The organism is Ureibacillus sp. GCM10028918 (genome assembly GCF_042666115.1).
Lineage (GTDB): Bacteria > Bacillota > Bacilli > Bacillales_A > Planococcaceae > Ureibacillus.
In genome coordinates, this window is the sequence record NZ_JBHTFK010000007.1 from 230,980 (window position 1) to 243,363 (window position 12,384).

Consider the following 12,384-nt stretch of genomic DNA (forward strand, 5'->3'; position numbering starts at 1 on the left):
AAATTAATTGAAGCATTCATTGTCTATCAATATTAATCAGAACTTGAAAATTATGGATTTTTTTATTGGAGTTCCGTATCATGGAATGAAAGAGGGTGGAAAATAGAGGTTTGGCATAAATATTCTGCACCTCCTGCTTTCATACCGGGTTGCGGGATGAATAGAAGGGCGGGGGAATGCTCAAAAAATATATAGTAACTAGAGAAATAAAGAAAATGAGAAAGGAGTATAGAAGTGCTTAAAAATAGAAAAGTCATAATAACAGGTGCAGCTTCTGGAATTGGCAAAGAAATTGTTAAACAATGTTTACATGAAGGGGCTTCGGTAATTGCATGTGATATTAATGAAAACGCCTTGAATGAGTTAAAACGGTCTATGGATGACCATCAAGTTTTGCATACATATCAGTTAGATGTCTGTAAGTATGAAGAAGTGGTCAAATTTTTTGGATATGTTGAAACAGCGCATTCGGATGTAGATAGTTTAGTTAATAATGCAGGGATTTATTTGGCGAAGAATATCCTGGATTATGAAGCAGAGGAAATTGATAGAGTCTTAGATATAAATGTTAAAGGATTTATTTATTTCTCACAAATGTTCGGGAAGAAGCTACTTCAGAGCCAACGTAAGGGAGTAATCGTGAATATGTCTTCTGTGTCGGGTATTGAAGGCAGTTCAGATGCAATATATGGGAGTTCAAAAGCTGCCATACTGGGTTTAACTAAAAGCAGTGCCATGAATTTTTCACCTTACATCAGAGTTAATGCTGTTGCTCCTACGATGGTTAACACTCCGATGATGAATGCAATACCAGATTGGAGAAAAGAGGAATACTTGAATCATCAACTCATCGATACACCTGTAATGCCTGAGGATGTTGCTGATACGGTTATCTTCTTACTATCTGATAAATCAAAGCATTACACAGGGGCGACTTTCGATATAAATAATGGGGGGTATTTAAGATAGTTTGAGTATTTTTTCAACGGCTAACATTAGCTGGATATTAACTCAATATTTAAGTTGTGATATAGCTCATTCAAAAAGCCAGTTAATAGTAGTTAATAGGTATTCATTTCTCAAAATAAAAAGAAATCCCAATCGATATAAGGAGGGCTATTATTCGTGAAGATTGCTGTGATTTCTGACATTCATGGAAACATAGATGCTTTACAAGCAGTACTATTAGATATTAGAAGTCGAGGAATAAAGGAAATCTATAATCTAGGTGATAGCCTCTATGGACCACTATTTCCTATAGAAACTTATAAATTATTAGTACATGACAACATTCGAAATATTAGAGGCAATTGCGATAGAATTTTATTAGATCTCAATACAGATAATCCAACAGTACAATATGTTCAAGATTTACTGGAAGGAGAGCATAAGGAATGGATTTCGAAGTTGCCCTTTTCTTTGGAAACGGAAGATTTCTATTTTTGTCACGGTACGCCCATTAGTGATGATGGGTATTTTTTAGAGGAAATGAGCCCGAATGGTTCTATGCTTAAGAAGACTGAAGATATTATGGAATTAGTTAAGGGAGTTTCGCAGAATATTATTTTTTGCGCACATACTCACATCCCTAGAGTTGTATATTTACCTAATCATAAAATTGTTATTAATCCCGGTAGTGTTGGACTGCCAGCTTATGAAGATGAACTTCCGATTTATCATAAAATGGAGTCTGGTTCTCCTTATGCAAATTATACAATTGTAACAAAGAAGGAAAATGAATGGTTCATAGAACAAATACTTATTCCTTATAATCGAGATGCAGCTATCAAACAAAGCGAAAAAAACGGTAGAATCGATTGGGTAAACGCACTGCAAACAGGTAGAATATAAAACGCTCTCGATACTCCACTAAGATTATTAAAATTCCTATTTATAAGTAAAAAAACTATCTTGATCAAGTGCATTCGTGTGCTTTCCTTTAAAAGGGGAGGCTTTTTTTAGTAATCTCATTCCTTCAAAAAACATTCTTCTAATTGAGAAAAATGTTATTCTTGAATTTTGCCCCCCATTGTAAAAACTTTGGTCAATCATCGTTTATTCGGTTTCGTTACTTAGTGCAGTTGAGGATTCACTTGTTTTCTCATTACTGCTTGCTTCGCCATGACCTGGTCCGTAAAGGTTTAATATCACAACGCCTATAAGAATTAATGAAATGCCTATAACACTGGCAATGTTAATTTTTTCTTTCCAAATTAGAACGGAAATAATTGTTGTGGCAACAAGGCCTATTCCCGACCAAAGGGCATAGGCTGTATTTAATGGAATTGACTTTATCGCCAAAGATAAAAAGAAAAATGAACCCACAAAAGCCATTACTAAACCAATGGTCGGGTAGAGCTTTGAAAACCCTTCGGATGCTTTGAGAAGGGAAGTTCCAATAAGTTCTCCTATTATTGCCAGTGCTAAATATAGATACGCCATAAGCTATTCTTCCTCCTTAATCATCCGATTTAATTCATGAATAACATCATGTTTAAGGGTTGCATCTAGTGGTGCCAAATCAAATATTTCCGAGAACCACAAACCATCAATCGCTAATCGTACAATCGTAATTTTGATAGGATCGATTCCATCATTCATGAATTTCTCAAGTAATATGCCATATTCATTCTTGTATTCCTCTAATAAACTCGGATTCGTATACATTGCCGCCATTAGGGCAGAAGTTAATTGCTTATCGTTATTTAAATCAAGAAGGGTAGCGTTAATATAGGCATTACTCCACTTTCCAATAGAATTGGTTTCACTTTTAACAAAAGTCTCGATGCTCTTAAAGTAATTAGAGCTCCACTCTTGAACCATTGCTTTAATTAACACTTCTTTGCTTGAGTAGTGATACAATAAACCTCCTTTACTAACGCCCGCTTTTTTGGCAACTGCTTCTAAAGTAAGGTTCGAAACGCCTTCTTCCTTAACAATGATGGAAGCAGCAGATAATAGTCTTCTTTTCTTTTCTTCAGGGTTAGAAACTGACATATAATTCCTCCGAAACTTAGCTATACAATAACTGTACCGTCTGGACGGTTTTATTGTCAATGGAGGAACTTTATCATTCGAAGAGTCTAGCTTTCTAATATTTACAGCTATTTAATTAAACAATAGTGGCAGTATTCTGTATAAAACCGAATGGGAAAGGTGAGAAGTTACTGCATTTGCGGAAGTGCTATATGACTTTTTAGGTACTTCATTATATATAATATAATAGAGAAAGTGAACGATTACACGTTTACGAACACTTAGTTAATTAAAAGATTAAATGTTGTAAAAGGAGAGTGAGTAAATGAAAAATCCATTAATAATGCGAACAGATACACCCTATACACTAAATTTTTTAATTTATTTGCAGAATATTTATCTTAATCAAAAACAAGGGGAAGAACCATTTAAATTCCCATATTTATCGGAATTGGTCATGTTCACTGAGAACTTTGAATTAAATTTCAAAGAATTATGGGAAGAGGTATCAATTAGAATATCTAAAGACGGCAGTAATGTTATGGATTTAATAATATTCAATGATGAAACTAATCTATTTTACGAGAAGCTATTCATCCCAAGTTCAGATAGCTTAAAAACGTATAAGGAAATTTACATAGGTTTCCGAGTGTGGTGGAGTAGTTATGCAGGAAGTTTTTCTGTGGAAAGGTCGATTGATGATCCAGGGCATAATATCTATATTGAATTAACTAATTCGTTAAAGACAAATCAAATAGAACCTAAGAAACAGTTGAAGATTAGCTTAATTTACGATGAATGCCTATTAGCCAATACAGAGTTCAATTCTTATTCTACAGTGCTTTCTATTATAGATATTCACACCAATCACAAAGATTTGGTTCCCAAATTACAGAGTTGTATAAGTTAAACTTATAGGAGCTTCAATTGAATAACAACTTTAATATTTGGGCGCGATTCTTGAAAAAGAATAGGCGCTCATTTTTCATTTAAGAGACAAAACTAATAGTTTTTTTTAGGTAAAAAAAGGTAATTGCGTGTTTACAATCGAATTAGATATAAATTTAGATTCAAGGGGAGGAAATTATGAATGAAATAATCAGCTATTATAATCAATTCGATGAATGGGGAAGACTCGATAGAGAACCAATTGAATATAAAGTGAATTGGCACTATATAAAAAAATATCTACCTCCATCTGGAAAAGTTTTAGATAATGGAGCAGGTCCAGGAAAATACTCGATGGAGCTAGCAAAAGAAGGCTACAATGTAACATTGGCTGATTTGACACCAAGATTGGTTGATATAGCAAAAAGCAAAGCAAGCGAACTTAACTTAGATAAACAATTTAAAGATTTCTTGGTAGCCGACGCAAGAGAGCTTAATATGTTAGAGGCTGAACAATTTGATGCCTCCCTAATGCTTGGTCCAATGTACCATCTACAAGATGAAATTGATCGGGGAAAAGCTGTTAATGAATTAAAAAGAGTAACAAAAAAGGGGGGATTAATATTTGTGGCGTTCATGCCAAGAGTAAGGCATATTTTTACATCGCTTTTAAACCCCGAGAATTGGCGGCCTAACGATAATATGGATGCAATTAATCTATTCTCCGAGACTGGTTGTTTCAACCATTCAGATAGAGGGCGTTTCACGGGTGCTTACTATTTTAATATCGAAGACATCAAGCCTTTCATGGAATCACAAGGCTTTGAAAGTCTTGAATTATTAGGTTCGAATGTAGGTGCCATTTTAAATAAAGGCAGTTGGGATTACTGGAGAGATAAGGGGGAAGAGGATCAGCTGGTTAAACTTATAATCGACAAAGCAACAGATCCATATATTCTGGGAATCTCTAGTCATTTGCTATACATTGGTAAGAAAAAGTAGGCTTCCTGATGAAAGGAAAAGAACTCTCAATGGCAAGAGGAATATAATCAAATTATCAAAATGACACAAAATTAACATTGCAGAATTAATGAAAACGATATTTTACTTATAAGTGCATCCTTTATGAGTCCGATTGGAATCCTGCAACCTACGAGTGGTATTATCTTAAACCATTTGTATAACGTAAGCTAATGCCCCTAAAATTAAAGAAACTCCAACAGAATGCTGGAGTTTCTTAAGTCGATTATTTAAATTTATCCGGAAACTGCTTTACAACTCCCTCAGATATAGTATCTGCCATCAAGATGATATGTGTAACGCTTTCGTCAATTGAAGCAATTCTGGCTTCCCAATCTTTATCCAAGCTAGCAGATAAGTCATTTGCTACTAACTCCAGATGCAGATGGAGCAAATTCTTCAGATCTTCATTTTTAAAATTGGGGTTGGCGCCGCTAAGGAAAGCAGCTAATTGATCAGCATTTTCATACCATTCTTTGTTTAGCCGATTCACCAAGGCTTCATCTCCGTTTTTAGCTGCATCAACGATTTGTCCTGCTATGACAATATGTTCCTTCAGCAAATTGGTAAGATTGTTGCCGGCTTTCTTCCCGTATAAAGGCTTTATTGCATTCCCGATATCTTCCTGATTTTTAAGCAACCTATCCAGTACCTGTTTTTGATTTTCCGCTTCTGCTGTTGTGGCACTTGTAATATAATTACTTGTCCACAATACATGATCAATCCAAAGTCTTCTGAAGTCATTTTCGAACTTTACCTCAGCTTGATTAATAGACGGTATCTGCGGCGAAGCGTAGACACTAGATGTTTCAACCTTCATATTTATAGGGAAAAACAAAATAAGTCCCGTCAGCAATAATTTCTTCATTAAACTACTCCTTCCTAAGTTAGGAAATACACCTTTTTATTATTGAGATATTATTCTCTTTTATTCCTGAAATACGTAAAATTCTCATTAAATTGATTGGGTTATTAATGCAAATCGAATAACTATTCAAAGCGAAAAGGCGCTTTTCTATAATATTAATCTCTGCTTTTTGCATGGAACACTATTTAAAGGAGGAAGAATCTCTATAAAAATTAATAGTTATGGTAGAGTTAATATGGAGTCTTTAATATAAAAATGTAATTACGTTTTACTTAATAAAGGAGTTGTTAAAAGATGAAAAAGGTGTTCTCATTAGTTTTCTTCGTATCTATACTAATATTTACCTCTATCCCCACTTATGCAGCAAGTATTCAAATCAAGGTTGACGGTGTTGTGATTTCATCCGATGTGAATCCCGAAATTCGAAACAATCGAACGATGGTACCTTTGCGTGTTATCAGTGAAAATTTGGGAGCAAAAGTTCATTGGTCGAATTCAGAAGTTACTCTTACTAAAAACGATATGCAGGTAACATTAAAACAAAATAGCGATACAGTAATAAAAAATGGTAACACAGAGCTGCTTGATGTAAAACCGTATATAAAGAACGGAAGAACTTTTGTTCCAATTCGTTTTATTGCAGAAACATTCGACTGTTATGTGAATTACAAAGATTTAACGGTAACGGTTGATACAAAGCCATTAGTTATAGATGGTAAAGAAGTTAATAGCATCCAACATGAATACCGTATGACTATGGGCGGTATCGTACAACAAATCAAAGGGAATGCATACAATCAAGCAATCTATGACACTTTTATAGAAAATAGAGGCAAAAAGGTCGATGCTCCAGCTTATTATTCATGGCACTTTAACATCGACCAGCCAGGATCTTATACTAAAGTTGGACAATATGATTTTATGAATACAGAAGGCAAAAGCATGAAAAGTTACGATATTTATACTTTAGTTGAAGCTTTTCCTGTTGAAGCTTTGGCAGGATACCCAAAGGTTCTAATTCATGATGCTACTGTAAATCAATGGTATTTATTTACAGAGACTGGGTTGCAATCTATTAATGATTTAGTAAATACTGCGTCTAATAACGGGTTCATAAAAATTATCAGTAATACAGTTGTGTAGATTGGACTTAGTAACGTTCCGTTTAGAAGTTCAAGATAATTAATTAAATATTTTAAAAAGGCGAGTAGAGAGTTTGGACAATTCTACTTGCTTTATTTATTTGGAAGTATTTGGAAGATTAATAAATGAATGTATGTTATATAACAGTTTTCAGCTCAATTAATCTTATTGAGATGATAGAATATATTAATTTGGAATTTAATTATAAAAGTTAGTTTTCTTTACATATAAGAGATTAAGTTTACTTTGATTATTAATTGGGGCAGTAATCGGCGGTGCTGTCCATGATGCAGTTATATTATTTGCTTCGATGAAGAAAAAGGGGAAATCTTTATCAGAGGTTGCTAGAGAAGAGTTAGGACCTGTAGCAGGATTTTGTACGGGTTTAGCAATGCTTTTCATTATTACCATTACAATGGCTGGTTTATCGATGGTTGTGTTACACGCACTAGAGCACAATGCATGGGGAACTTTTGCTGTTCATTTGTATTGAAAGTTGCCGATAAACGCTGGTATGCATTAACATGTTTAGTTCCACTTAGTTATTTATATGTAACGGTGAACGTAGCTGCTTTCTGGATGATTAAAAACCAATACTGGAATTCAACTTCAGCATGCTTTAGTGTGCTAAACGGTGTACTTTCTGTCATTATGCTTGTATTAGGATTTATTGTTGTTATCTTTGCCATTAAAAACTGGATACATCTATGGAAAGATCCACGATTTGATCAACTTAAAACGATTAAGACAACTTAACATTATATGTAAAAAGTAAACCGACCCCAGATATGATTGTATCCGGGGTCGGTTTGTTTTCAATGTAAATATAGTTCTTTTTATAACTATTTGAATCAAGAGTACGTACGGACTTACGTGATCAGCAAGGAGGAGGGTTTGAGAAGGAGAACTACATATTTTTATTGAATAAGGTAATATCCTGCGAATATTGGTTAAAAGGGGAAATGAGATATGAACGTCTACTGCAAGGGTGTTATGAAACAGATGGATTTGGCTGTTGATTCTATTATTAAGTTAATAGATACACTTAGCGAAGAAAATCTGAGAAGTAAACCGACTGAGGAAAAATGGTCAATTGGTGAGCTCCTCTCACACATGGCAGTTCTATGTAAAGCTGATATTCTGATAGGAGCTGGCGCATCTGAGGAGGAACTTGATCTTTTTTATACAGATGCTGAACCTGAAATGAATAAAATGGCAATTACTGAGGCTCTTGTTCAAAACTACTCTTATTTAAAAGAAGGCATAGCATCATTGAAGGAAGAGGAAGTGTTAAGGGAAACCACTTCGTTTTTTGGGGTGGCTCATTCCCGATACGAATGGCTGTTGGATACGCAAGCTCATCTGTTTCATCACCGTGGGCAATTGCACTCAATGATCGTTCATGTGTTAAAACGGGAGCCAAACGTCCAATTGTTTGAGTAAGAGAGATAATAGCTGGATAAGATTTTGGAAGATAAAAAATGAAATCCTAGTATGGAAGAAGAATTCCATTTACTAAGGAAACATTCACCAATATCCTTCGTCAAATTACTAGTTACTGTAGAATAAGGGCTTGTGAAAGAAGGGAATCAGCGAGTGAAGAAATGGGCTATTATATTGGCTGTAATATTTATTACCGGGATCCCGATATATGCTATTTACGATTTTCTCGTTGTTGAGTTAGATGAATTATCTGTAGGTGAATTTTTATCAGAGCATCCGTCACCCAATAATGATTTTATTGCTAGAGCCTTTTTAATAGATGAAGGTGGGGCTACAGTAAGAGCTGCAATAAGGGTGGAAGTTGATTTTGGCAATGAAACAAAAACGATTTATTGGAATTATGATGAAAGTACAGTAAATATAAGATGGTTAGATAACGAAACAATTGAAATAATTGATCACAGATTAAATATTTTCAAGGATACTTATCATTGGAAAAGAGACCCCAGTTGGGAAGACAACAGGGGAAGATATTAAGATTTTTTGTTGAGTGCCAATTTAAAACAAAGTAGCAATAGTAACTATTCATTCTTTATAGAGAATCGACGCTAAAAATTTCCCATTACTAATTTGTCAGTTAATAAAAGTGAGGAGGCGGCTAGTTGTTGTATGAACCAAAATGGAGTAAGGCAAAGAAACGTTTAAAGAGCTTTATCTGTGCACCTTTGCAGACAAGGATTGATTTTCAAGTTATTAACTATCGAAACGCACATGATCAGTTAGGAAGAGCGGTAATTACCGTTGATAAAGTTGAAAAACTAAGTATGTGTACAATTACTGCTGAAAGAGAAGAGTATTATAGAGAAAGCGAGATAAGAAGAAGTCTCAATAATGTTGAATTCGACAATGTTGAATTCAATAGAGAGATACAAAAACAAGCTCACCAACAATTGGAAAAAGAAGGTATCTATGCGCAATATGATTTCTTTACGGCACTAGAACGATTTTTCAATTCACCTATTAAAGAATCCTTGGAGTCTTCAGATAGTCTTATTAAAATACTTAGTTTATTGGACCGTCGTGTAGGAAAGAGAACACTGCGAAATATGAAAGATTCCATTTTGGATGAACATGAATTAGTTCGATATTTTTATGAATTACGCTGTGAGGCAGAAAGTATACATATCCTTCATTTACATAATAAGTAAATTATACTGGAAAAAGATTACTGCAAATATAAGGATAGGTGAACAAAATAAGGAAAAATTTCTTGATACCAATCAAATACGCTCTTATTCTTTTGGCACTGTTCCAACTTTTCAGCATCTATGATCATTGGGGAGATGACGTTCCGAAAGTTGTTGTGTCGATTTTCATTTTTGTTGGATGCATAGGATTATTAATTGTAGAACGTTTATTCAACAAAGATGTGGATTCTAACAGATGAAATCACTTAGCTCTTTATGAGTTAAAGTGATTTTTTTATTATTGGATTGATTATTTTAATGCAATAGGGAATGTTATCCATATTATGTGGTGGAATTTCAATTCCAACAGTAGAAAACCCTTTTTAAGAAAGTTGGTCTTTATATATTTAAAATCAAGATGAAACTATATAATAAAAACTGTCTAACTTTATAAGGGTGTGAAGGAACTGATTAACATGAGAAAGTATTTTAAAATGAATTTATTAAAACAGATCACTCTACTGATTACTGTGGTGATTCTTATTAGCACCATGTTAGTGGGTGTGCTCTTTTCTTTTATGATCGATAATCTTGTTAAAAAGTATACGGGGGAGCAGGCCTTGATTGTAGCCGAGCTTGCTGCGCAAAATGAGGATATTATAAATGCTTTCGATGATGAAGATCCCTCTTTTGTCATTCAAGGGATTGCAGAGCAAATTCGTCAAACGACAAATGCCGATTATGTTACGATTGCCAATCTACAGAGTATTCGTTACTCCCATCCTAATCCTGAAAATATTGGAAAGCCAACAAAAACAAGTAATGAGCCTGTTTTCCAAAAGGGAGAACCTATTATCTATAGCGGAGATGGAATCTCAGGACCAGCCATTAAAGCAAAGACACCTATTTTTAATAAACAAGGGGATATCATTGGTGTCTCTTCGGTTGGATTCTTAATTAACAATGTTGAAAACCAAATAGAATATTACCAGCATAAACTATTTCTTTTAGCTATTATTCCATTGATAATCGGAGTAAGCGGCGCTATTTTGATTGCACGACGCGTAAAAAAACTGACATTTGGTTTAGAGCCAGAGGAAATCTCCTTTATGTTCACAGAAAGAGAGGCAACACTGGAGTCGATTCCTGAAGCAATCATTACAGTGAATACGAAGAAAAAAATTACATCGATTAATAAACGGGCAAGGGAATTATTTTACAGTGAGTCGTTAATGATTGATTCTGTCATTACGGAGGGGAGATTGAACGATTACGTGGATGAAGCCATTGAATCAAAACGGTCTCTAACGAACAAAAAGCTGTTAATTGGTAAAGATCTTTATGTGTTGGATGCATCATTGATTTCGGAGAATGATGAAATGAAAGGAATAGTTTTGACGATTCGTCCACTTTCAGAAATAAAGCAGCTGACAAATGAATTTTCGAAGATTAGTGAATTTACAGAGAATATGCGTGCTCAAAACCATGAGTTCTTAAATAAGTTGAATACAATTTACGGCTTATTAATGCTGAGGGAATATGATCGCGCCTTAAAAATTGTTTCGAGTGAAGTTAGCGAACGACAGGATATTATTACATTTTTAATTACATCCGTGAAAGATCCTTTAATTGCTGCTTGCTTACTAGGAAAAGTGAATCGCGCGAAGGAACTGCATGTACAGCTAACCATTGATACAGAAAGTAGACTGGATTGTGTATTCGATGAGGTGAAATCGAATCATTTTGTACCACTGATTGGAAATGTAATTGAAAATGCAATGGAAGCAGCAAGATTCCATAGTGGACAAAACTCTCAAGTAAAAGTATCATTTACAGATTTAGGGAAGGATATCGTTTTTGATATTGAAGATAATGGCGAAGGGATTCCTCCTGAATTAGAAGAACGCATCTTTCAAACAGGATTTACTTCAAAAAAAGGGGATAATCACGGTTTAGGTTTGGCAATTGTAAAGAATTCATTGGAAATCTTAAATGGACAAATTTATATTGATAAAAGTGAGCTTGGAGGAGCAAGGTTTACGATTGTGATTCCTCAAGAGAATTTAGTTCAATAAGAAGAGAAGAGGAGGCAAAACAAGAATGATAAATGATTCAACGATTAATGTAATCATTGTCGAGGATGATTTGGATGCTGTAAATATATACAAGCACTTTACGAGTCAATTAGAGGGATTCAATGTAATTGCTACTGCAAGTTCGGGCACTCAAACGTTGCAAATATTAGATATGATTCAACCGGATTTAATTTTATTGGATGTGTTTTTACCGGATATGCATGGAATCGAGCTGCTGCGGGAAATTCGCAAAAAACATCATGAGGTTGATGTTATTATGATTACAGCAGCTAATGATACCGAAACTGTAAGTGCGGCTATTCGTGGCGGAGCTTATGGATATCTAATCAAGCCAATTATTATTGATAAACTAATTGAGACTTTAAATAAATTTAAAATTGTTCGGGAGAAGTTGCACAAAAACGATGTGATGAATCAAGAGCATGTGGACCAATTGTTTCAATCCACTCAAAAGGTTGGCCACGAGCAAGTGAAACAAAAAGCTCTCTACCCAAAGGGTATTGATAAGCATACTTTAAAATTGGTAAGAGATCATATTCAAGTTTTGGAAACTAGTATAAGTGCGGATGAATTAAGCCGAAAAGTGGGCTTAAGTTATTCAACGATGCGACGTTATTTAGAATACCTCGTATCCTTGGATGATATGGAAGTAGAAAATGGCTATGGGAATGTAGGAAGACCTGAAAGAAAGTATAAGCCTATAAATCAAAACAGCAATAGATGAGTTAGTACTCATACTTGCTGTTTTTTGTTGTGAAAAATA

Annotated in this window: 14 protein-coding genes and 1 pseudogene; 12 read left to right on the top strand and 3 right to left on the bottom strand. The window is 34.5% G+C overall.

Going from position 1 to position 12,384, the window contains the following annotated elements:
• The first annotated feature begins 234 nt into the window (after positions 1-234).
• Positions 235-969, top strand: coding sequence for an SDR family NAD(P)-dependent oxidoreductase (locus tag ACFQU5_RS10295; RefSeq protein WP_390287424.1), 735 nt, complete (start codon positions 235-237; stop codon positions 967-969).
• Positions 970-1,125: 156 nt separating this feature from the next.
• Positions 1,126-1,851, top strand: a complete 726-nt coding sequence (locus ACFQU5_RS10300; protein ID WP_390287426.1) for a metallophosphoesterase family protein — start codon at positions 1,126-1,128, stop codon at positions 1,849-1,851.
• 204 nt (positions 1,852-2,055) lie between these two features.
• On the opposite strand, the gene ACFQU5_RS10305 is transcribed toward ACFQU5_RS10300, so the two are convergent.
• Positions 2,056-2,442 (bottom strand): DMT family transporter, encoded by a 387-nt coding sequence (locus ACFQU5_RS10305; RefSeq protein ID WP_390287428.1) that lies wholly within the window; start codon positions 2,440-2,442, stop codon positions 2,056-2,058.
• A gap of 3 nt (positions 2,443-2,445) precedes the next feature.
• Entirely contained in the window at positions 2,446-2,997 is a 552-nt protein-coding gene (locus ACFQU5_RS10310) for a TetR/AcrR family transcriptional regulator (protein WP_390287430.1), read from the bottom strand.
• Between the two features lie 304 nt (positions 2,998-3,301).
• On the opposite strand from ACFQU5_RS10310, the gene ACFQU5_RS10315 reads away from it, so the two are divergent.
• A complete protein-coding gene (locus ACFQU5_RS10315; RefSeq protein ID WP_390287432.1) occupies positions 3,302-3,886 on the top strand; it encodes a hypothetical protein in 585 nt (194 codons plus the stop codon).
• A 176-nt stretch (positions 3,887-4,062) separates the two neighbouring features.
• The gene (locus ACFQU5_RS10320) at positions 4,063-4,866 is read left to right on the top strand and encodes a class I SAM-dependent methyltransferase (protein WP_390287434.1); all 804 of its coding nucleotides are present in this window, start codon (positions 4,063-4,065) and stop codon (positions 4,864-4,866) included.
• 244 nt (positions 4,867-5,110) lie between these two features.
• On the opposite strand, the gene ACFQU5_RS10325 is transcribed toward ACFQU5_RS10320, so the two are convergent.
• Positions 5,111-5,752 carry a glycosyltransferase gene (locus ACFQU5_RS10325; RefSeq protein ID WP_390287436.1) on the bottom strand — a complete coding sequence of 214 codons (642 nt, stop codon included), beginning with the start codon at positions 5,750-5,752 and terminating at the stop codon, positions 5,111-5,113.
• 294 nt (positions 5,753-6,046) lie between these two features.
• On the opposite strand from ACFQU5_RS10325, the gene ACFQU5_RS10330 reads away from it, so the two are divergent.
• The 8 genes and pseudogenes from ACFQU5_RS10330 to ACFQU5_RS10365 all read left to right on the top strand — a co-directional run bounded on the left by ACFQU5_RS10330 (position 6,047) and on the right by ACFQU5_RS10365 (position 12,345).
• Positions 6,047-6,895 (top strand): copper amine oxidase N-terminal domain-containing protein, encoded by an 849-nt coding sequence (locus ACFQU5_RS10330; protein ID WP_390287438.1) that lies wholly within the window; start codon positions 6,047-6,049, stop codon positions 6,893-6,895.
• A gap of 250 nt (positions 6,896-7,145) precedes the next feature.
• Positions 7,146-7,376 (top strand): annotated as a pseudogene (locus ACFQU5_RS10335) (carbon starvation CstA family protein); the annotation flags it as partial.
• A complete protein-coding gene (locus ACFQU5_RS10340) occupies positions 7,358-7,651 on the top strand; it encodes a hypothetical protein (RefSeq protein WP_390287440.1) in 294 nt (97 codons plus the stop codon). The pseudogene ACFQU5_RS10335 and the gene ACFQU5_RS10340, both read left to right, overlap by 19 nt.
• Before the next feature lie 213 nt (positions 7,652-7,864).
• Entirely contained in the window at positions 7,865-8,338 is a 474-nt protein-coding gene (locus ACFQU5_RS10345; protein ID WP_390287442.1) for a DinB family protein, read from the top strand.
• Between the two features lie 153 nt (positions 8,339-8,491).
• On the top strand, positions 8,492-8,875 hold the full coding sequence (locus tag ACFQU5_RS10350) for a DUF5412 family protein (RefSeq protein WP_390287444.1): 384 nt from the start codon (positions 8,492-8,494) through the stop codon (positions 8,873-8,875).
• A gap of 125 nt (positions 8,876-9,000) precedes the next feature.
• On the top strand, positions 9,001-9,546 hold the full coding sequence (locus ACFQU5_RS10355; protein ID WP_390287446.1) for an SF0329 family protein: 546 nt from the start codon (positions 9,001-9,003) through the stop codon (positions 9,544-9,546).
• Between the two features lie 455 nt (positions 9,547-10,001).
• Complete coding sequence (locus tag ACFQU5_RS10360; RefSeq protein WP_390287448.1) at positions 10,002-11,600, top strand: ATP-binding protein; 1,599 nt, start codon at positions 10,002-10,004, stop codon at positions 11,598-11,600.
• Positions 11,601-11,625: 25 nt separating this feature from the next.
• Positions 11,626-12,345: a response regulator gene (locus ACFQU5_RS10365; protein ID WP_390287450.1), complete on the top strand. Its 720-nt coding sequence runs from the start codon at positions 11,626-11,628 to the stop codon at positions 12,343-12,345.
• The last annotated feature ends 39 nt before the right edge of the window (positions 12,346-12,384 follow it).

Coding starts and splice junctions, on each gene's coding strand:
- ACFQU5_RS10305 (WP_390287428.1), bottom strand. CDS start 2,442: ATGGCGTATCTATATTTAGCACTGGCAATAATAGGAGAACTTATTGGA.
- ACFQU5_RS10330 (WP_390287438.1), top strand. CDS start 6,047: ATGAAAAAGGTGTTCTCATTAGTTTTCTTCGTATCTATACTAATATTT.
- ACFQU5_RS10345 (WP_390287442.1), top strand. CDS start 7,865: ATGAACGTCTACTGCAAGGGTGTTATGAAACAGATGGATTTGGCTGTT.
- ACFQU5_RS10360 (WP_390287448.1), top strand. CDS start 10,002: ATGAGAAAGTATTTTAAAATGAATTTATTAAAACAGATCACTCTACTG.
- ACFQU5_RS10365 (WP_390287450.1), top strand. CDS start 11,626: ATGATAAATGATTCAACGATTAATGTAATCATTGTCGAGGATGATTTG.
- ACFQU5_RS10340 (WP_390287440.1), top strand. CDS start 7,358: ATGGGGAACTTTTGCTGTTCATTTGTATTGAAAGTTGCCGATAAACGC.
- ACFQU5_RS10310 (WP_390287430.1), bottom strand. CDS start 2,997: ATGTCAGTTTCTAACCCTGAAGAAAAGAAAAGAAGACTATTATCTGCT.
- ACFQU5_RS10315 (WP_390287432.1), top strand. CDS start 3,302: ATGAAAAATCCATTAATAATGCGAACAGATACACCCTATACACTAAAT.
- ACFQU5_RS10320 (WP_390287434.1), top strand. CDS start 4,063: ATGAATGAAATAATCAGCTATTATAATCAATTCGATGAATGGGGAAGA.
- ACFQU5_RS10325 (WP_390287436.1), bottom strand. CDS start 5,752: ATGAAGAAATTATTGCTGACGGGACTTATTTTGTTTTTCCCTATAAAT.